The following is a 21,510-nucleotide window of genomic DNA, read 5'->3' as shown; positions in this document are numbered from 1 at the left end:
CTATAGATTTTTACTCATACAAACAGAATCACTTAATTCTTTATAGGAACCATAATTATTAAGCTTCTGATAACCACATGATGTATACAAACCTATAGCACTATCCATCTTTATCCCTGTTTCTAATATCATTTTTGTAAATCCATCAGTTTTAGCTTTTGTTTCTAAAGCCTCTAGCATTGTTTTCGCTAATCCCTGACCTCTATAGTTTGGTTGAACAAACATTCGTTTGATTTCCACCGAATTCATGAGGTTTTTTTCATCTGTTAGTGGTACATACACTTTGATTCCAACACACGCGATAGGTGTTTCATTATCATATACCAAAACAACACAGTGTAAATCATCCGTATGATTATATTGATCATATATAGTATTTTGTTGCTCCCCATTTGTATTGTTTAAATATTGGTCCAATTGCTTACATAATTCTTTAAATGCTTTATCTTCAGTATTTGTATAGATAAGTTCCATATATCTTCTCCTTGTATACTCTAGATTTTACCACATAGTCGATAAAATAAAACAGCCCTTCGGCTGTTTCATCAATTATTTTATTTCAGTCATTTCGTATTCATCCCAGCCATCTTGTTCATATGCTTTGATTACTTCTTTCTTAGCTTTTTCATCAGTATCAGCATCTAAGCCTCCACTGTATGAAAGATAGAAAGTTGATGAATCAACATACTTTAATGTACTTGGAGTAATTTCTGATAATTCAATTTTATAGTATTTTGTGATTGTTTTTTCAGCATCACCATAACGTTCAGTTCCTTTAGCGGTAACCTTTACAACATAAACGATTACATCATCTCCTGCATATTCTGAATCACCATAGTATCTTGCAACTACTGCCATATCAGATAATGTCATTTCAGGATCACTCTTGAAATCATAATATAAATCATCACGTACATCATCTTCAAATGTTCCATCTTCAAAATATTCAGCCCATGAATCTTCTACTGTAGTTTTTTCTTTTTTAGTTAAATCATCATATGAAGAATATTCAACATCTAATCCTTTAACTTTAAAAGTTTTTTCAGTATTTGTTGGAGCTACTTTGTATTTTTTAGCATCCTCATCATAGTATTTAGCAGTAACTGTGATTTCATCACCATTACTTAGGTCATCATCGTTATCGATTGAGAAGTAAACTCCATCTAGGAAGTCTTCTACATCTTTGCTGTTTCCATCATAAGCCCATTTGTTATCTGCTACATATGCGTATCCTTCACCATCTGTCCCAGAGAATTCAATTTCTACACCTTTTGTAAGGTCAACTTCTGTTTTTTGATTAGAGATTAGGTTTACAGCAACTAAGACAACTACTAATGCTGCTGCCACACCACCAAGAATCATTTTTCCTTTTTTAGTAGAGATAAATCCTTTAATCTTTTGAACTGTTTCGTTTGGTTTCTTTTCAACTTCAGGAGTTCCACCAGTTGTAGAAGTACTACTTGTGTTTGTTGGCTCTGGTGAACCTGTTGTTTGTGCAGTTGAACCATTTGTTGCTTCTGCACCTGCAGTTGTTGTAGCTGTGTTGTTAGCATCAGCTGCTGCAGTTGTAGTTGTTTGTTGTGGTCCAGCTTGTACTGTACCCTTTTCTTTATTTAACATATAAATACTGTATCCTGCAATTCCGATTACAGCAACTGAACCTAGTCGAAGTAAGTCATATGCAAAATCAACGCTATCCACAGAATATCCTAAGTCATAAAGATCATATATTGAAGTTATTGATGCTAACTTCAAAAAGAACATAATTGTCTGAAAATTCAGTAATAAAATTACTGCAAATGCACAGAATATTCCAAATGTAACAACTACTGATACATCGCTCTTATCATTATTCTTAAAGTAAATACGATATGAATAATATAGGATAAGTACAGTAACTACTATAAATGCAATGTAAAAGAATAAAGATACATATGCCATTGCTCCGATTGAGTCAAAGTCCCAACTGCTCATGAACGAATCCATTATCGATTTTATAATAAAATAAAATACAATAACTCCTACTCCCGCTCCGATTGTTAATAGTCGAAGTGTTTTCTTCGAAAAGTGTTTTTCTAATAAATTTTTCATTTTTTCCCTCCATAACACAAATTCTAGTATACCTTATATTTAAAGAAAAGTTAAGAACAATTCCCTTGGTTACTGGTTTTGTGCTTTTCGTTTCTGATACTAATACGATATATTTTAGATATTAGTTTCATCTAAAATATAAAAATATTTAATTATATAAGAATATACCACTAATAAATAAGACACACTTTTTTGCTTTTTATATCACTCTTTATTATTAGTGCTGATATATCAGCCATTATTTAGACAATTCAGCAACGATAATCGTTTGCCCTTTTTAAGAAAAATAACAGTTCATAAATTTTGAACTGTTATTTTGTAGTTTACTTTTTATAATAGGCGACTGTTTCATATGGACGTAAGATTTTTCTTTTATCCTCTTTATAATTACTAATTAATAGAACATATTCTTGTAAATTCATATCAATGGTTACTTCTTTGTCATAGAAATTATTTAGTACGATTAGTTCCTCATCTTCATACATTCGCTTATATGCAAACACTTCAGAATCACTTTCAAGTAATGGTACAAATAAACCCTCTTGAATAATTTTATATTGCTTTCTTAATTCAATTAATTTCTTGTAGTAATGTAAGATTGAGTCTTTATCATTCATACTATTTTTTACATTAATAGATTGATAATTATCAATCACATCAATCCAAGGTGTTACATCACTGAATCCAGCATAGTCACTATCGTCCCATTGCATTGGTGTTCTGGAATTATCTCTTGAACGTTCCTCTAAAATTTCAAAGACTTCTTTTTCATTATATCCCTTTTCCTTTAAAATCTTATAGTAGTTCAAACTCTCTACATCTCGATATTTTTTTATATCACTAAAATATGCATTGGTCATTCCAATCTCTTCACCTTGGTAAATATAAGGTACTCCACGCATAAGGTGAATAGTGGAAGCAAGCATCTTTGCTGACTGTTCATGATAGTTTTTATCATTTCCAAACCTTGATACTACTCTAGGCTGATCATGGTTACACCAGAACAGTGCATTCCATGCTTTGTTTTCTTGCATTCCTATCTGCCATGTATTAAATAAATTCTTTAACTCCATGAAATCAAATGGCTTTAAAGACCACTTATCTTTATTTCGATAATCCACTTTCAAATGATGAAAGTTAAATACCATATTTAATTCGTTACTATCTTCTCCTGCATACTTAACACAGTTTTCCAGTGATGTTGATGACATTTCACCAACGGTTATACAAGATTTATCTTTCCCAAAACTATTAAGATTCAATTCTCGTAGGTACTCATGTACATGAGGTCCATCGGTATAGAATCTTCTTCCATCACCTTCAAAATCATCTTCAAATGTATCTGGTTTTGATATAAGGTTTACAACATCAAAGCGAAAGCCTTTTACACCCTTGTTCATCCAAAAATCTACTACGTTTACCATCTCTTCACGAACTTCAGGGTTATCCCAATTTAAATCCGCCTGTGTTCGATCGTACAAATGTAAATAGTACTCATCAAATGTTTCTACATATTCCCAGGCATTTCCTCCAAACTTTGACTGCCAGTTAGTAGGGGACTTGCCATTCGCTTTTCCTTTACGGAAAATATAGTAATTTTTATATTTCTCTTCACCTTTTAATGCCTTTTGAAACCATTCATGTCTAGTTGATGTATGGTTAAATACCATATCCAACATAATATAAATATTTCTTTTCTTTGCTTCTGAACATAGTTCTTCAAAATCTTGCATACTTCCATATTGTGGATCAATCTTATAATAATCTTCCACATCATATCCATTATCATTTTGTGGTGATAAGAAACATGCATTGAACCAAATATAATCAATTCCTAAATATTCAAGATAGTCTAACTTTTGTATTACTCCTTGAAAATCACCTTTACCATCATGATCACCATCATAAAATGATTTTGGATAAATCTGGTATATTACTTTATCTTTAAAATGCATCACATATCTCCTATACTATTTCAATTACGTCTTGTAGAAAATTAATAGTTGTTCCTTTTTTAAGTAACTTCACTGCTTCTTTGCTTGTGAATACAACAGGAGATACTAAGCTTTTTCCTTGTTCTTTAACATAATTAATATCTACTTCGGCTATCGTATCTCCTTGTTTGATACGATCACCTTTTTCCACAAACATCTTAAATCCTTTACCTTCTAATTCCACTGTATCCATTCCCAGATGAATCAATACTTCTAATCCATCATCTCTTCTTAAGCCAAATGCATGTTTGGTAGGGAAGGTCATAATTACTTCACCATTGAATGGTGCAAGTACTTTACCATTTGATAACTCTACTGCATATCCTTCACCCATTGTTCCTTCTGCAAATACTTTATCTTCTACTTCATTTAATGCCATTACTTTTCCTTGTAAGGGAGTCGCGAATTTACTACTGTCGATTTCAGGTGCTTCACCTGTTAGTTCTTCAACACCTAGTTTTCTTTTTCCAATTACATATGTTAATGCAAATGGAACGACAATTGAAACTGCCATTGCCACAAAGAACATAGGAATATGTGCAGTTTGAATTGATAAGAATCCTGGTAATCCACCAACTCCAATAGAGTTAGCCATTACACCTGTTCCTACTGATATAATTGCAGCAAGACCAGATCCAACCATTGCACTCACAAATGGGAATACATATTTTAAGTTAACCCCAAACATTGCTGGTTCCGTTACTCCAAGGTAACATGAGATCGCTGATGGTATCGCTACCTGTTTTGCTTGTTCATTCTTTCTTTGAAGGAATACCATTGCTAGAACTGCAGATCCTTGAGCAATATTTGATAATGCAATCATTGGCCAAAGAATCGTACCATCAAATTGACCAATTAATTGTAAGTCAATTGCATTGGTCATATGGTGAAGTCCTGTAATAACTAATGGTGCATAAAGGAATCCAAACAATCCTGCAAATACTACACCAAATGATGAAGTTAATCCATTATATACGATATCTGATATGAAACTACCAATTTGCCATCCGATTGGTCCTAATACTGTATGTGCTAATAATACTGCTGGTAACAATGCCAAGAATGGTACTGCAACCAAACGAACAACAGAAGGAATCACACGGTTCCAGAATCTTTCTAAATAAACAAGTGAGAATCCTACAAGAATTGCTGGAATTACTTGTGCCTGATATCCAATCATTTGAATTTGAGCAAAGCCAAAGTCCCATACTGGAATATCCGCAGCAGCTGTTCCTGCTACTCCATATGCATTTAATAACTGTGGTGAAACTAATGTAAGTCCTAAGATAATTCCTAGGATTTGTGTAGTTCCCATTTTCTTAGTGATTGACCAAACAATACCCACTGGTAAGAAGTGGAAAATTGCTTCTCCTATTAGCCATAAGAAACTATGAAGACCACTCCAGAACTGACTGATTTCAACCAGTGTCTTAGTTCCATCTTCAAACATCTTAATATCACCAATAACATTTCTAAATCCAAGAATTAACCCTCCACAAACAAGAGCAGGAATTAATGGAGTAAAGATTTCAGCAATATTCGTCATTAACTTTTGAAGCCACGTCTGATTATCTTTCGCCGTTTCTTTTAGTGCTGATTTATCAACTCCTTCAATACCACTAACACTAACAAAGTCTTTATAGAAATCCGATACATCATTTCCTATAATAACTTGGAATTGTCCTGATTGAGTAAATGTACCTTTCGCTGCAGGGATTGCTTCAATCTTTTTAATATCCGCTTTCTCTGGATCTACAAGTACAAAACGCATTCTAGTTACACAGTGTGTAACTGCTTTAATATTCTCTTTGCCACCTACATGTTCCAGTAGGGCTTTTGCATCCTTTTCATATTTTGACATTTTTCTGTCCTCCTATATATCACGAATCAAGTTGTACGTACAGGTTTACACTCTTACTATAACCTGTACGTACAGGAGTGTCAACTGTTTTGTTCATTTTTTCATAGCAAAAACAGAAAACTGGTTGAAAGACTTCTCAATTTGACTAATTTTATGGTATATTATATATGGATATTATTTGGAGAGATAATATCCAAGAAGATGGATATGGAAATTTGATTGGCGTGATGAACCAATCAAACCTCTCTCAACTATAATAATTAAAGAGAGAGGAAACAGACAGTGGAGAAGAAGTAGAAAAAAAGCCAAAACATATTACTTGTATTGGCTTTTTTTCTATTTATTATTTCATTCTTCTTGCGAAATCCACAAATCTAAATTTATCTGGTCGATGTTTTGACTCCGTATATTCAAATAAGGTTGCATCTTCTAAGTATGAGTATGATTTTACACATACCAACAAATCATAATCCAACATATCTAATAATTTCTTTTCCTCTTTAGTGGCTGGTATAACCGTAATTTCTTTTTTGGAGAAACTTATTTTTAAACCTAAGTCTTGTTCAATATAATCATATAAAGAATCATTAGCAATTTCTTCTGTAATTCCATCAACCACATTTCCATTCAAATAATCGGTATCCAAAATTACTTTTTCATTATTAATGGTACGAATACGAACAATTTTATATACGTCTCCACTCTCCATATAAAGTTCTTTTTTCATCTTTTCATCGGCTGGAAATTTTTGTAATTCATGAACAATTGTTTTCACATCTCCACTCATGGTTTGCTTCAATTCTTTGAAACTGGTAATTCCAGAAACCGGAAAAGCAATTCTGTCTGCATCCAATACTACAGATCCTTTACCAACTACTTTCTGAATATATCCATTCTGAAGTAATAGATTCAAAGATTTACGAATGGTATCTCGTGATGCATCATATTGTTTCATCAATTCATTTTCACTGGGAAGATATTCACCAGCTTTTATATTTTTACTTTCTATCTGATCCAATAGACTCTGATATATTTTCTGATATTTTGCGCTCATAAAGATCCTCCATATCCTATTATATAGGAAAACCTTGAAAAACTGAACACCTTTACGTACAGGTTGTATTAATAACAATGATACTAAGTGATGTTAAGAAAAAGATAGACTTGCTATCCTTTTACAATCTTTAAAATATCTTCTGGTGTTTTTACGATATAAGTAGCTCCATTTGCTTGGAGTTCTTTCAAATCACGAAAACCCCATAGTACGCCTATACTATCCATGTTGGCATTCTTTGCAGTTTGAATATCTGTTTTAGAATCACCTATATATAGAATTTCTTCAGATTTTAAATCCATCAGATTTCTTAACTCAAAAGCACTGGTTGGATCTGGTTTCTTAGGCACATCGTTACGTTCACCAAAACACTCTATGAAATGAATATCTGGAAAATTCTTTTTGATTAGTTCGTTGGTATAGTCATTTCGTTTATTAGAATTTACGGCTAATTTTATACCTAGGTTTTGTAGATTTATTAATAGTTCCATAATTCCATCATAAGGTTTTGTTTCTTTCATATAGTCTCGATCATAGATTTCAAGAAACTGAGTTAAGCCTTTTTCTATAAATTCCTCATTAATATTGTCTGGCATGCTTCTTGTAATTAAATCTCTAAACCCTTTTCCAATAAGTTTTCGATAGTCGTCTTTTGAATGAGTAGGAAAGTCATTAGCTAATAATACGTGATTTATACTATTTGATAAATCAGTTAGGGTGTCTAGAAGTGTTCCATCTAAATCAAATATAATTCCTTTATATTTACTCACTGTCGAGTTCCTCTTGCATTGATGCTGCCATTGTTTTCAAAATAATACAGCAAGAAGTTGCACCTGCATCTAAGAAACCTTTACTTCTTTCTCCCAGTCTTGCAGCACGTCCTATTTTTGCGACTAAATTCTTTGTGTTTTCTTTTCCTGCTTCCGCACCTTCTGATAAAGCCTGTAAACATTCATTGAAATTCTTATTTTCAGATAATGCTTGTTTATAACTCTCAGTTGCTGGATACAAGGTATCAATTAGTGTTTTATCCCCAACTTTTGCACCTGCTAGATCCATAAGTCCTTCGATTGCATTATTTAGTGCTTCCAGCATTACTTCTTTTGTGATGCATTCTTCTTTTTTGAATCTTCTGTTTAACCTTGAAAACATCGTTCCATAGATTGGTCCCATACTACCACCAATATCCATGATTAAGGTTCTTCCTAAAATTTTTAAACTTTCAGAGAAATCCATGTTTTCATCAATTCGCTCTTTCGCCATCATGAAGCCCTTGTCCATATTAACACCATGATCACCATCACCAGTGGCACCATCAATCTCACTTAGGTAAGCTGCATTCTTATGTATTTCTTCGATGATTGCTAATGTTATTTTCGCATTTCCTCTATTTGCAACACAGTCCATATTATTTTCTCCTAAACTGGGTCAATCCCATTGTTTCCACTTCTTCATCCATACATTTCCTTAATTCATCATCTAACTTCATCATAGTTAACGTAAGTCCATTCATTTCTAGAGAGGTAAAATAATTACCTACATAAGATTTATAAATATGAATGTTCTTTTCTTCTAAAATAGCAGCTACTTCATCAAAGAAAATGTATTGTTCCATAACTGGAGTAGCACCAAGACCTGATACAAGAACAACTACTTCATCATTACTGACAAAAGGTAAGTCATCAAGAACCAATGCTGTCATTTCTTTTGCGATTTCTTTTGCACTTGCTAGTGGTTCTACACGTATTCCCGGTTCCCCATGATGTCCAATTCCAAATTCCATTGTACCTTTTTCAATAGAGAAATTAGGTTTTCCATTTGCTGGAATGGTACAAGGACCAAGTCCTACTCCAACACTGCGTGTATTATCAATTGCTTTTTGTGCTGCATTAATTACTTCGTCTAAGCTAGCTCCTTGATTTGCTTTTGCTCCTCCAACTTTCCACATTAAAATTTCACCAGCAACTCCTCTACGTTTGCTAATTTCATCTTTTGGTGCACTGGCTACATCATCATTTGCAACAACTGTTCTTACTTCAATATCATCATCTTCTGCCAGTTCCATTGCCATTTTTACATTCATATTGTCACCTGCATAGTTTCCATATAAACAGGCAACTCCCATTCCTTGATCTACTGCACGAATACAATCATAAAATGACTTTGCGGTTGGTGATGAAAAGATTTCGCCTACAGCAACAGCATCTACCATGTTCTTTCCACAATATCCAACAAAGGCAGGTTTGTGTCCACTTCCTCCTCCGGTCACAATTCCTACTTTCTTTTTATCTTTTGCGAAATTAGAAATTACTACTCTTGGATTCTCATCGTCGATATGAATAATATCTTTATGACAACGCTGAAATCCTTTCAGCATATCTTCTACAACCAGACTAGGGTCATTAATAATTCTTTGCATCTTATGCCTCCTTTATTTTGTATATTGTGATTCAATCTCCATAATTCTTTCTACTTTTGGTGTACTTCTTCCATCGACAAACTCGCAAGTTAACCATCGATCAACAAGTAACTCTGCATACTGTGGTGCAATGACTCTAGCTCCCATACATAACACCTGACAGTTATTACTCTTAATACTTCGTTCAAGCGAAAACATATCGTGACATACTGCTGCACGAATACCTGGAATCTTGTTTGCAGTAATTGCCATTCCAATACCTGTACCACACATTAAGATTCCTCGCTCACAATTTCCGTTTAATATCTCATTACATAATGTTTGAGCAATATCTGGATAACTGCTTGGGTTCTCATTATATACCCCTATATCAGTCACTTCTTCACCTTTATCAATCAAGTATTGCTTTATCTGTTCCTTCAGCTTATATGCTGCTTCATCACATCCAACTACAATTTTCATTTTCCCACCTCTACTTTCTCAAACAAAGAAGAGTGAAGTTGTAGGCTCCACTCTTCTAGCTTCTTATAACTCTGTAATTGCGAATACTACTTTGATTGGTTTTGCCTCAAAATTTACTAACTGATATTTTACTCCTGCTGGAATAAAGAATGTGTCTTCCGGTTCTAATACAAAACTTTCTTCTAATTCTGATAAATTCACAGTAACTGGTCCATCTACACAATATAGTGCAGCATCTCCTTTATGTGAATCTGGATCTGAACATCTTGGTCCATATCCTCCTGCTGGTAATATGAATTCACCAAAGTGACCATAGTCATTACTTGTAATGAAACGCATCAGCATTGGATGTTTTACACCATGCACGTTGTTTAATTTTTCAAAATCACGTACAGCATATACAGCACCAGTTTCTCTTGCTTCTTTTGGATCCACTGGCCAGCATCCAATATCATCCGTACATCCCTGTCTTGAGATATCTTTGATTTTATTTCTCATGTCAGGAAGTTTATCGTTGTTTGGCCCTTTATAGAACTTTGTTTCTTCTTCTGTAGGAATTACAGCTGGTGGAATTTGCTCACTCCATGCTTTTGGTGTAATGAAATATAAGATTCTTGCTTTTTGATCAGAGAAGTTATGACAACAGTGCCATGCTCCTTCTGGCATAAACAATCCTTCACCACTTTCTAAATATGCAAATTGCCCATTTCCACTTCTTTGAACAACTGGTCCATTTAAAATATAGTATGATTCATCCCCTGGATGTACATCTAATGGTGCAAATACTCCTCCTGGTCCTAATTCATAGATTCCCAACATGAAGGTATCTGTTGTAACCATTGTAAACGTATTGTCAGAGGTAAATGCATTGTTTGGTGGATAAAGAGCCGTTGAATACTCACTTTTCTTTATCAACATTGGTTTCTTGTCTTCTGGTGCGAATGGGAATTTTCCCATGATATCAAATAATTTAGCCACTTTTTCTCTCCTTTAAGCTTCTTCTGTAGTTACTTCTGTAACTGGTTTTTTAAGTACTACTAATAATCCTGCAGTTACTGCTCCTGCCACTAATAATGCCAGCAAGAACATTACTACATTGTTTAATGCAAATAATACGAATAGTCCACCATGAGGTGCTCTCATTGTAAGACCAAATACATATGATAGTGCACAACCTACAGCTGATCCCGCCATTAATGATGGAATAACTTTTAATGGGTCAGATGCAGCAAATGGGATTGCAAATTCTGTAATCATACCAAATGCTCCTGCAAATAATCCTGGAACGGCAGCTCTTTCTTCACTTGTAAATTTCTTTTTCGCAATTAAACATGCAATTGCAATACCAAGTGGAGGTGCCATACTTCCAATAAAGTTTGCTGCCATTGGTGCATAATTTCCTGTTTCCATTGCTGCTAATGCAAATGCATAAGCAACCTTGTTACATGGTCCACCCATGTCAAATGCAAGCATACATCCTTGAACTACTCCTAATAGAACTAAGTTTCCTGTTCCTAAAGAATTCAACATATCTGTAAGTGCTGTTGTTAATGCTGATACTGGTTCTCCAATTACATATACCATGATTAAACCAATTGCTGTTACTCCAAGAATTGGAATAATTAATGTTGGTAATAAAGAACGTAATTGTGCTGGTAATGCAATTTTCTTTAATAAATTAACAATATACCCTGCAATAATACCTGCAATTAATGCTCCTAAGAATCCTGAACCTTGGTAGTCTGCCAAAGCACCACCAACCATACCTACAGCAATCCCTGGTTTATCAGCGATTGAATAAGCAACATATGCTCCTAATACTGGAACCATTAATGCAAATGCCTGTTTACCTAACCAGAAAATTGTTGATGCGAAGTTCCCATATTGTTCTACTGTATTTGGAATATCATATCCACCAATTGCAAATCCAACTGCAACAAGTACTCCACCAGCAATAACAAATGGAAGCATGTACGATACACCTGTCAATAATGCGCTTTGTATTTCTTTCAATTTTTCTTTCATTTTTTCTCACCTTTTCTCTCTTAATAAGATTAAATATGTCTCCTTTATATTTCTACTCTTCGAAAATTACAGAAGGATTCTGAATCACTGCATGGGGAGTCAGTTTTTTGATTTTGTCTTTGTAAGCATCGAAACGTTCTGATTTAGAAATCCCTACATCGTTTGCGAAAACGATTAAATCAGCTTCTTCAATTTCTTTATCTTTCAGTTTATTTTCAATCCCTAATGCTCCCTGCATTTCGACTTTGCAGTCATAACCCTTTTGTTTGCATATTTTCTTTATAGCTTCTGCAGCCATATATGTATGTGCAATACCTGTTGCACATGATGTAATTGCTACTACTTTCATATCTTACCTCTAATTTTCATATGTCTGAATTTGTTCCATAATCTCTTCATAAGATGTTCCCTGATCAAGAATATCTAAGAATTCCTGATGTGTCAGAAGTCCAGCAAGTGTTGCCAGTACACGCATATAATTATCCGCTCCCTGATCCATAGCAATCGCTAGCATAAACACAAATTTTACTTGTCCTTCTTCTCCATAACTCTTATAAATGAACGGTTCTTTACATCGGCAAAATCCAATTCCTGGTTTTACCACGGACTCACTTTTTCCATGTGGTAAGCCAATCAGATTTCCCATATAGGTAGAACCTACAGCCTCTCTCTCTTCTAAAGAAACAATATACTGCTCTTCATCAGTAATAATTCCTGCTTCTTTGAATTTTTTAGCCATAAACTGAAACATCTCTTCTTTAGAAGAAAATGGTTCATGATCCAAAACACATGCTTCTTTTACTAGAACTTTGGCTAAATCTATTTTTTCCATAATTATTTTCCATTCTTGAATACTGTTAACACTTCCCTTGCATATTCTCTCATGTAACGATATGCACTTTCTTGTACTTCATGCCAGTATGCACTTCCTTTTGTTTCATCTAATTCTTCATAGATATGTTTTGCTGCTGCTTTTGCCATGTATGAGTAGTAATTAACTTTTGAACACCCTGCACTAATTGCTGCCTGTACTTGCTCATTATCTACTCCACTTCCTCCATGCATTACAATTCTAGTATCTTTTGGCATGATTTCACGCATCTTCACTACTCGTTCAATATCCAATATTGGAGGTTCTGAGTAGATACCATGTGCTGTTCCAAAACATACGGCAAGTGCATCAACACCAGTTTCTCTAGCAAACTCAGCTGCTTGTTCTGGTTCTGTGAATGTAATCTTAATTGATTCATTGTCCCAGACTGTATCATCACCATGAGTGTCATCTTCAGTTGATGTCATGATTCCTAATTCTGCTTCTACAGTAATATCTAAATCATGAGCAAGTTTTGTGAATTCTTTTAGCTTTGCCATATTTTCTTCATATGGTAATGCACTTAAGTCATACATAATAGAACTAAATCCACAACGAATTGCTCTCATTACAAAATTGTAGTCACTACCATGATCAAGGTGCACACAAACTGGAACTTTCGCATTCTTCGCATATTCCACCATCTTTGGTCCAATCTCTTCAATTGGAATCAATGTATCGTGTACTTGTGCATGGTCAATGATAATAGGAACATTCAAATCTTCTGCTGCTCCAATAACCGCACGTAATGTTTCCACATTTGGCGTGTTAATACAACCAATCGCATATCCACCCTTTTCAGCTTCTTCTAAAATCTGTTTCATATTCACTAACATTGTTATTTCCTCCTAGTGTTTTATTTATTCAATTTCGGATGCAATTTTTTTCAAATTTGCTAGTCCTTGTACTGCAAGATCTTCTCCCGTATCTGCAAACTTTCTCCATATTGCACAATTCGCATTTAATTCTTCAAAACTTGGGTCAAAACTTTCTATGACACATGGACCCTCATAACCAACTTTCTTTAAAGCAATAAAGAATTCTTTAAATGGTACAAGTCCAGTACCTGGTATTCCTCTGTTATTCTCACAAACATGGACATAACCAAGATACTCTTTTCCACAAGTTTCAACGGCTTTTGTATAACTAGTCTCTTCACGAATCATATGGAAGCAATCCAGATGAACTGCCATATTACCAGTACCCACATCTTTACAATATCGAACACCTTCTTCTGCAGTGTTGATAAAATGGGTTTCAAATCGGTTTACTGGTTCAACACAGATTTTCAATTTTGGATGTTTCTTAAGTGCATACTCTGCGACTTCTCGCATTGCTTCTACCGAATGCTTCCACTCTAACTCAGTTTTTGGTTTTCCACTTAAACAACCCCAACCAGCATAGTTTACTCCACCAAGGATATTAGAACCTAAGGCTAAGTTGATATCTACTAATTTTTTTAAAGATTCAATTCCATTACGACGAATCTTTTCATCATCAGAGATCAGGTTGTTATCAGCATTTAACGTTGTAGTTGTTACAATTTCTAAGTTTGTCTTCGCCAATTCCGCTTTTACTTTTTCCGTTGGAAAGGTAAACGGGTGGGCGATTGCAAGGTCAATTGTTTCAAATCCCAACTCTTCTGCTTTTGGAATAATCCATAAGTCTTTCTCACCAAAGACTTCACTCCAAATAAATGAGTCTACTCCAAATCTAATCTTCATCTTTCTCTCCTTTCTGTTTGGAAGTTTTGCTTGTCTTCCTTTCTAATTTAATGATAAAAGAGCATAAGTAAAAAAGCCAATTCATTAAAACTTTGTTTTGCACTAGGTCTGGTTCATAAAAAGATTAATTGATTTATAGCCGATAAATACTGTCTTTTATGGGTCTCAACCATATACTTTTTACTATTAAAAAGTACAAAAAAAACACAGTAAAATTTTTAATCACTGTGTTTTCTTGTACTTGTATTCGTATTTTTAATCTGTAATTATTGTTGCTAATAATATTGAAATTTTACTTTTTAATTCCACTTATGAAGTCTCGTGGACAATCATTCCACTATCATCAATAACTTCTAAAATCTCTGTTTTATTTTTAGCACTACGTATTGAAGCAACCCGTTCATGATCATCAATTAGCTCATAAAATTGTGCAAAGAAACTATGCACTTCTCCCTGAGTTTCAAAATCAATCGCTATCACAAAGACAATGTCTACTTTATCATCATCCGTCCAACTGATTGGATGATCCAAACGAATAACTGCAACTCCACTTTTTAACACATAACTGCGATAACCGTGGGGGATTGCTATTCCATTTCCGATTGATGTTGGTGTAATGTTTTCACGTTGTAAGATTTTATCTTCAAATCCTTCACTTACATACTCTTGTTCCATTAGCAACTTACAACCTTTTTCAATTACATCTTCTTTTCGTTTGGCACTGAATTTAGAAACAATCAGTGATTCACTAAACAGCTGATAGTTACGTACAATGATTTCCTGTTTCTCAATTTGAATCTCTTTTACTTTCTTTTCAATTAATGTAAAGTCGGGAGTACCAACACGTCTTGATATTTTTAGTGCTCGTTCAATCTCAACAGGGGTAGTCGTAATTATAAGATCATAATCCTGCTCATTAATTGTTTGCAGTTCTTCACTATTGATAACTTTCGATATGGAGATATTTTCAATGCTTCGTTTGATTTTATTTTCAAGATATTTTGAAGTGTTGTAATCATAAGAAGTAATTAATAATGTCTTCAAATCATAAATTGTATCTTCCATTGCATTATCAATCAGCATTACAAAATAGGTAATGTCATTTTCAGTAAACTTAATATTTAACTTGGTTTCAATTGGTAAGATATTCGCTAATACGATTCCATATAAACTTGGCAGTTGCTTTTTGATATCTCGGCGAAAGTAGTTACCTGTAATCATCTGATAACTCTGCTGCATTTTTTTCTTTTGGAAGAATAAACCTATATCACTGATAAGACCTTCATTAATAAATAACGTCTTATTTACAATTATTCCTTTTAAGCGTTCCACAAAGTTTCTGGCAATTTCATCATAATATTCTTCTTTAATAAGACTGGTAGCTACATCATAAGATCCATGAAGTACAAACTGTGCAGCCATACATCTTACTTCAATTGAAAGATATAACTGAAGATTTCCAACTTCACTATCCAGTAAATTTTTCGCCGCTGTATAATCTTTATTGGTGATTCGACAATTATTCAAAATATTCTTTTCAATAATAATATTTCCATCATTTACTCTTAATAATGATACCGTTATATACTCAATCAATTGAACAAACGATACATCATCATAGGTAAAGTCAGTATCTTTTTCGACCTGACACAACAGTTCCTGAATTCTGTAGATATCTGATTTTGGATATACTTCTAGATAGTAATTATAAAATCGTTGATCAATACGATAATCTAATCGTTCATCATCTCTGGGGTGTACTAGTTCTACTTCTTCCAAACGCGAACTGTTATTGTACATGATCGCCTGACGAATATTAAATTCTCCACCTTCTACACGTACACCTTTGTTTCTTGTTTTTATAACCTGTAAGTCAAAATACAATAACCATTTCTCAATTAACTCAAGGTCTTTTAAAATAATATTTCTTCCTACTCCTAAGTCATCTGCGAATATTTGTATTGTATAGTTGGAGTTATGCTTAAAAAGCACATCCAAAATATAATTTCTTCGATATGCAAAGGAATACGATTTATCTCTATTCTGATTAATCAGTTCTTCTAAATCCTTTTTTTGCGATCCTTCTGCATCGATCCAAAAACCTTTTCCTGGGACCGAATTTAATACAGCTCCACTTGATTGAATTACTTTTCTTATGTAATCCATATTGTGTTTAATACTGCTTACTGACATACCGATTTCATTTGCGATATGCTTTGAAGTAACTGGAGTATCACTTCCCAATAATACTCGAATCGTCTTTTCCGTTAAGGCATCAATCATGGTTTATCTCCTTAATTTCCAATTAATTCCCTAATTATCTATCTTCAAACAAGTAGTTTTGTTTACATTTTTATTCTAGCATATTAAAATACAATATATAGATAAATTTAAGGAGTATATATGAATAATTTTGATAAAGTAATAAATCGAGTAGGTAGTGGGGCAATTAAATGGGACAGTCGTGAAGAAGTTTTTGGAAAAGCTGATGTAATTCCTTTATGGGTTGCAGATATGGATTTCTCTTCACCAAAAGAAGTGCTAGATGCAATGGAGAAACGTTTGCATCATGGTGTGTTTGGATATAATGATTTACCAGAAGACTTATATTCTAGTGTAATTAATTGGAATAAAAAGCGTCATAACTGGGATATGAAGAAGGATGAAATTCTTTTTAGTAGTAGCGTTCTTTCTTCTTTAAATATTTTATTACGTATACTAACGAAAGAAAAAGATAATGTGTTGATGTTATCACCAATCTATTATCCATTCTTTGATATAACGAAAACTTTAAAACGAGTTCCTGTGTTTTCAGAAATGAAAGTAGATAACTATCACTATCAAATTGATTTTGATGATTTAGAAAAGAAAATAATTGAACATAATCCTAAAGTTATGATTTTCTGTAATCCTCATAATCCTGGTGGTAGAGTCTGGAATAGGGAAGAGTTAGTGAAAGTTATTGAACTTTGTAAGAAGTATAATGTTCCTATTATTTCTGATGATATTCATAAAGATCTTATCTTTCCTGGATACACATACACACCAATGGCAACTTTAGATGAAAGTTATAAAGAACAAATTTATACACTTACTTCACCAACAAAGATTTTCAATATTGCTGGAATTAAGTCATCTTATGTAGTAATTTATAATGAACGAATGAGAAAACTATATCAGTTAGAAGAAAAGCGAATGAATAGTACTTCTTTGAATATATTTGCGATTGAAGCTACAAAAGCTGCTTATGAAAAATGTGAGTACTGGGTAGATGAACTAGATGCATATTTGTATAAAAGTTATCAGATGATTCAGGATGGTTTAAAAGAAACTCGTTTTGTATGTTTCAATAGTGAAGGAACGTATCTGTTATGGATTGACTACAGTAATTTCAACCTATCTTCTGAAGAGATGAAAAAAATACTAATTGATCATGGACTTGGAATGCAGATGGGAGAACAGTTTGGAGAGTCAGGAAGAAATTATTTCCGCTTCAATATTGGAACACAATATGCAGTATTAGAAAATGTTATTGAAACATTAAAAGAAATTGATAAAGCGATTAAATAATGAAAAGCAGAGAGAATTCTATTATTGAATAGATTCTTTCTGCTTTTATATTTTTTTAACTTTTCGATGATTTAGTTTTTGTATTGGACGACAATTATTTTTTAAGAAACAACTGTAAAATAAATGACTCTTTAAATTCATTGGCTGAATATCTCTTAAAATTAACCAGGTAACTCCCTCACTTGTTGGTGGTGTCGTTAATGATCCCCGATAGGTAAAGATGTTACTATGTTTAGAAATCATATCATTTGGATTCAATAATACGCTTGTTTCTTTTCGTGACAACTTACCACTTATATCAGAAAAACATTCTTTTCCTTCATCCTCTACATTCCCCCAGACAGCTAATACCAATATATTTCCTCTTGCATTTTTATGTACGAAATGCCACTCCATTGAAAAATAACGATGATTCAATGTATGCTCAGAGGGTATATGGGCATGAATATGATCCAGTTTATAACTAACTTCATTAAAAACCAAATATTGAGATTTCGCTTTTGATGGATATAACCGAAATGTATGATTTTCTATTACTATAGTAAACTGATCTTCTGTATAGTGAAAATTCACTTTATCATTACAATCGCAAACTTCACTTTCTTCTATATCAATAGGCGATTGTTCCTCACCAATATCCGATATCATAAAATCACTGCACATTCCACCCCAGAACATTGGTCCTGAGCTACCCATATATGACCAATTATTTTTCTTCATAACTTCTCCCTGTCTCTCACTAACAATAGTTATATAAATTGATGTTCTTTTACATTATCAAATTCTTGATTCTCACAATAGTATACCTTATTTTCATCCTTTGAGTAAACTAAAGAAAAATCGGTTTTCCAGGTCCCGTTTTGTGACACATTTCTTAATAATTTAAAATATTCTTGTGGAGTAGAAAATGATGTATTATTCAATAATTCTTTGATTTCATTGTATCTTTCAATTCCTACACCATTTATTTCATTTTTTGTTTTGTAATCATACAAAGAAAAATTAGTTAAGGCTACTGGTGAAGAATCCGTGTGTGGATGTTTTTGTATTGGTCTTCCTGGCTCCACAATCCATACATTTTCTTCACTATCTACTAACATTGAATGACAACTCATACTAGGTACATTTACAATTTCTTTATCTTCCAATATCGTTTCTATTTCACCTGAATTAATCTTTTTGCTTAGTATCTCACTTACTAAGCGTGTCATATGAACAGCATTCTTTGTTCTTTTGTATTTACCTTCTTCATTTTCTTTTGTAAATTGACTATTAATAAATACTCCTTCATTGGTAACACCAAACGATGGCATGTTTCTACCTTCAATATTTACTAATATTACAAAACTACTATCATTCTTCTTTATTGAATACTTCATTCCATTATTATCAAAGTTCATCCCTATGATATTCTTCTCTTTATTTACAAAACTAGTGCACATTATTAATAACCTCCCTTAATCTAAATCTTCTTTTAAATTTGATTCCTTAATTTCTTTATTTAAGAAATAAGAAATTACCGTTCTGATTACAACCGTTGCTGCCAGTAATGCAATATCAGTTAGGGTTGGACTTACAATCGTTTCAATGATATCTGCAGCAATTAATATTTCCAGACTTAATAATATATAAGATGCCAACTGATTTTTAATAACAGTAGTCGCAATAAAAGAATCCTTACTGTCTTTTGATGTGAATCTTGTAACTATAAAGTCCTTTGCACACAATATTACTCCATAAGTAATTACAATTACTGAAAATATATCAATAATAATTGCAAGCGTGTCTAATATAGGTGAAATTTTTTCCATTTATCCTATCCTCCATAAATGTTCTATGTATCTATTGTATCTTATTTTCAATACCATTTAGAACTAATTTACATACTTGTTTTACTTGTTGCTTTTTTATGTTGATATCATCGATATCTTTGTTATGAATAATACCACTGATTCCATACAATAAAAATCTAACAATACTCATTAAGTCTTCATCTTTATAGGATGAAAGCGAAGGTTCGTTTTGCTTCAGGTTATCCTTAAAAATTGGAACTAGTTTATCTAGTGTTGAAGCATGTAGAATTAATATTGTTTCACTACTTGCCTCTTTATTAAACTGGCGATACTTATCGATTGATGCAAATGTATTCACTAAAATAGAATCAAACTGTTGTAATATGGATTGATTTATATCTATTGATTCTTTTAACTTTTCAATAAATATTTCATTATAGTAATCTAAAGCAGCTTCAAAAATATCATTCTTAGATTCAAAATAGTAGTAAAACATTCCTATTTCACCATTTGCTTCTTTTAAAATTGATCTTACTGAAGTCTTTTCATAGCCATTTTGAATAAACTGATGCAATGCAATACTAATCAATTCTTGTTTTCTTACTTCTGGTTTTTTCACAACTCGTTTCATATTTGTTATCTCTTTTCGTTTAATTTATTTACACCATCCATATGTGTCTTTTCATAAGTATGTATACCTTGTTTAACAGCAATAGGGAAGATGATCCGTCGAAACAATGCATTTCCAGGATGTAGCCATTGTCCATTATAAGCCTTGGGTTTATAGTTATTTGGTTTCTTTTTTTCAATACAAATTTTAATAAGCTGAAAGTCTTCCTGATCATTCATTTCTAAGAGAACCTTACCTTTTTCATCAACAACCAAAGATCCTCCAAGCAATGCAAAATCATTATTAAAACTCTTTGTCCCTATTTTACCATGAAACTTAGGGTAATCTCCTACTGCATTTATAAAAACCGTTGTAACATTTAAATATTGTGCATATGTACTTGCAACGGCATAAGGCTGACGTTTGAATCTTACTAAATCATTATCAGATATAGAACGGCTTTTTTGAAAAGGGATTGGCATAGCATGTGGCATCAGCATGATATCTACATTCACTTTCTTCATTCTTTCAAGTCTATTTACAAAATGATTATCAGCACAAATTCCCAAACCTATTCTTCCAAAAGAAGTATCAATATATAATGCTCCTTCTTTATGCTTAAATGTATCTGCTTCACCATTTTCTTTACGAATGACACCATCAAGTTCACCTTTGGGGTTCATTATAAAATATGTATTATAAAAATCATTATTTTTTATTTCAATAAATCCTGCACCTATATAAATATGATATTTCTTAGCCAGCATTCTTATCCATTTAACATCTTCATCATAGAGAGACTGTGCATGATTCCATATTGTTTTATTTGGAATATATCCACATATAGAAAGTTCAGGGAAGGCAATGATATCAGCTCCTTCATTTGCTGCTTTTTCAATATACTCCTCCATTTTTTCTTTTCCTTTTTTATGATTATCATAGTAGTTTTTCATTTGGACCATTGCCATAATTATCTTTTTCATAAGTAACACCTCACTTTACAGAACAATGTTCTTTAATTATAACGAAAGAACGT

General features: G+C 33.0%; 22 protein-coding genes. 1 reads left to right on the top strand and 21 read right to left on the bottom strand.

Annotation, left to right across the window (positions count from 1 at the left end; all coding sequences use genetic code 11):
* The 16 genes from J2S15_RS07820 to J2S15_RS07745 form a co-directional block, all read right to left on the bottom strand.
* Positions 1–474, bottom strand: coding sequence for a GNAT family N-acetyltransferase (locus J2S15_RS07820; protein WP_307407046.1), 474 nt, complete (start codon positions 472–474; stop codon positions 1–3).
* Between the two features lie 75 nt (positions 475–549).
* Positions 550–2,091, bottom strand: coding sequence for a hypothetical protein (locus J2S15_RS07815; protein WP_307407044.1), 1,542 nt, complete (start codon positions 2,089–2,091; stop codon positions 550–552).
* 323 nt (positions 2,092–2,414) lie between these two features.
* The gene (gene treC / locus J2S15_RS07810) at positions 2,415–4,046 is read right to left on the bottom strand and encodes an alpha,alpha-phosphotrehalase (protein ID WP_307407042.1); all 1,632 of its coding nucleotides are present in this window, start codon (positions 4,044–4,046) and stop codon (positions 2,415–2,417) included.
* A gap of 10 nt (positions 4,047–4,056) precedes the next feature.
* Positions 4,057–5,946 (bottom strand): PTS system trehalose-specific EIIBC component, encoded by a 1,890-nt coding sequence (gene treP / locus J2S15_RS07805; RefSeq protein ID WP_307407041.1) that lies wholly within the window; start codon positions 5,944–5,946, stop codon positions 4,057–4,059.
* Between the two features lie 343 nt (positions 5,947–6,289).
* Positions 6,290–7,000 (bottom strand): trehalose operon repressor, encoded by a 711-nt coding sequence (treR, locus tag J2S15_RS07800; RefSeq protein WP_307407039.1) that lies wholly within the window; start codon positions 6,998–7,000, stop codon positions 6,290–6,292.
* A gap of 113 nt (positions 7,001–7,113) precedes the next feature.
* Entirely contained in the window at positions 7,114–7,770 is a 657-nt protein-coding gene (locus tag J2S15_RS07795; protein ID WP_307407037.1) for an HAD family hydrolase, read from the bottom strand.
* The gene (dhaL, locus tag J2S15_RS07790; RefSeq protein ID WP_307407035.1) at positions 7,763–8,407 is read right to left on the bottom strand and encodes a dihydroxyacetone kinase subunit DhaL; all 645 of its coding nucleotides are present in this window, start codon (positions 8,405–8,407) and stop codon (positions 7,763–7,765) included. Before dhaL ends, J2S15_RS07795 begins: the two co-directional genes overlap by 8 nt.
* 1 nt (position 8,408) lies before the next feature.
* A complete protein-coding gene (locus J2S15_RS07785) occupies positions 8,409–9,419 on the bottom strand; it encodes a dihydroxyacetone kinase subunit DhaK (protein WP_307407033.1) in 1,011 nt (336 codons plus the stop codon).
* Between the two features lie 12 nt (positions 9,420–9,431).
* Complete coding sequence (gene rpiB, locus J2S15_RS07780; RefSeq protein ID WP_307407032.1) at positions 9,432–9,881, bottom strand: ribose 5-phosphate isomerase B; 450 nt, start codon at positions 9,879–9,881, stop codon at positions 9,432–9,434.
* Between the two features lie 63 nt (positions 9,882–9,944).
* A complete protein-coding gene (locus tag J2S15_RS07775; RefSeq protein WP_307407030.1) occupies positions 9,945–10,859 on the bottom strand; it encodes a cupin domain-containing protein in 915 nt (304 codons plus the stop codon).
* A gap of 12 nt (positions 10,860–10,871) precedes the next feature.
* Complete coding sequence (locus J2S15_RS07770; protein ID WP_307407028.1) at positions 10,872–11,906, bottom strand: PTS fructose transporter subunit IIC; 1,035 nt, start codon at positions 11,904–11,906, stop codon at positions 10,872–10,874.
* A gap of 52 nt (positions 11,907–11,958) precedes the next feature.
* Positions 11,959–12,255, bottom strand: a complete 297-nt coding sequence (locus tag J2S15_RS07765; RefSeq protein WP_307407027.1) for a PTS fructose transporter subunit IIB — start codon at positions 12,253–12,255, stop codon at positions 11,959–11,961.
* 9 nt (positions 12,256–12,264) lie between these two features.
* Positions 12,265–12,738 carry a PTS sugar transporter subunit IIA gene (locus tag J2S15_RS07760; protein ID WP_307407025.1) on the bottom strand — a complete coding sequence of 158 codons (474 nt, stop codon included), beginning with the start codon at positions 12,736–12,738 and terminating at the stop codon, positions 12,265–12,267.
* Between the two features lie 2 nt (positions 12,739–12,740).
* Positions 12,741–13,613, bottom strand: coding sequence for a class II fructose-bisphosphate aldolase (locus J2S15_RS07755; RefSeq protein ID WP_307407023.1), 873 nt, complete (start codon positions 13,611–13,613; stop codon positions 12,741–12,743).
* A 24-nt stretch (positions 13,614–13,637) separates the two neighbouring features.
* On the bottom strand, positions 13,638–14,501 hold the full coding sequence (locus J2S15_RS07750; RefSeq protein ID WP_307407022.1) for a sugar phosphate isomerase/epimerase family protein: 864 nt from the start codon (positions 14,499–14,501) through the stop codon (positions 13,638–13,640).
* Positions 14,502–14,810: 309 nt separating this feature from the next.
* Positions 14,811–16,784 (bottom strand): BglG family transcription antiterminator, encoded by a 1,974-nt coding sequence (locus tag J2S15_RS07745; protein WP_307407020.1) that lies wholly within the window; start codon positions 16,782–16,784, stop codon positions 14,811–14,813.
* Positions 16,785–16,904: 120 nt separating this feature from the next.
* Between J2S15_RS07745 and J2S15_RS07740 the strand changes: the two genes are divergently transcribed.
* A complete protein-coding gene (locus tag J2S15_RS07740; RefSeq protein WP_307407019.1) occupies positions 16,905–18,071 on the top strand; it encodes a MalY/PatB family protein in 1,167 nt (388 codons plus the stop codon).
* A gap of 45 nt (positions 18,072–18,116) precedes the next feature.
* Here the strand turns inward: J2S15_RS07740 and J2S15_RS07735 are convergent, their stop codons facing one another.
* From J2S15_RS07735 to J2S15_RS07715, 5 genes are read right to left on the bottom strand one after another with little or no spacing between them, the layout of a single operon-like run.
* The gene (locus tag J2S15_RS07735; RefSeq protein ID WP_307407017.1) at positions 18,117–18,791 is read right to left on the bottom strand and encodes a carbonic anhydrase family protein; all 675 of its coding nucleotides are present in this window, start codon (positions 18,789–18,791) and stop codon (positions 18,117–18,119) included.
* Positions 18,792–18,820: 29 nt separating this feature from the next.
* On the bottom strand, positions 18,821–19,513 hold the full coding sequence (locus J2S15_RS07730) for a C45 family peptidase (protein ID WP_307407015.1): 693 nt from the start codon (positions 19,511–19,513) through the stop codon (positions 18,821–18,823).
* Positions 19,514–19,528: 15 nt separating this feature from the next.
* The gene (locus tag J2S15_RS07725) at positions 19,529–19,882 is read right to left on the bottom strand and encodes a DUF1622 domain-containing protein (RefSeq protein ID WP_307407013.1); all 354 of its coding nucleotides are present in this window, start codon (positions 19,880–19,882) and stop codon (positions 19,529–19,531) included.
* Positions 19,883–19,913: 31 nt separating this feature from the next.
* Complete coding sequence (locus tag J2S15_RS07720) at positions 19,914–20,495, bottom strand: TetR/AcrR family transcriptional regulator (RefSeq protein WP_307407011.1); 582 nt, start codon at positions 20,493–20,495, stop codon at positions 19,914–19,916.
* A gap of 5 nt (positions 20,496–20,500) precedes the next feature.
* Entirely contained in the window at positions 20,501–21,457 is a 957-nt protein-coding gene (locus J2S15_RS07715) for a carbon-nitrogen hydrolase family protein (RefSeq protein WP_307407010.1), read from the bottom strand.
* Positions 21,458–21,510: the final 53 nt, after the last annotated feature.

The sequence above is a fragment of the Breznakia pachnodae genome, assembly GCF_030814225.1.
Taxonomy (GTDB): Bacteria; Bacillota_I; Bacilli_A; order Erysipelotrichales; family Erysipelotrichaceae; genus Breznakia; species Breznakia pachnodae.
The sequence above is the reverse complement of the archived record's forward strand: the minus strand, read 5'-3'. Positions and strand labels throughout refer to the sequence as shown.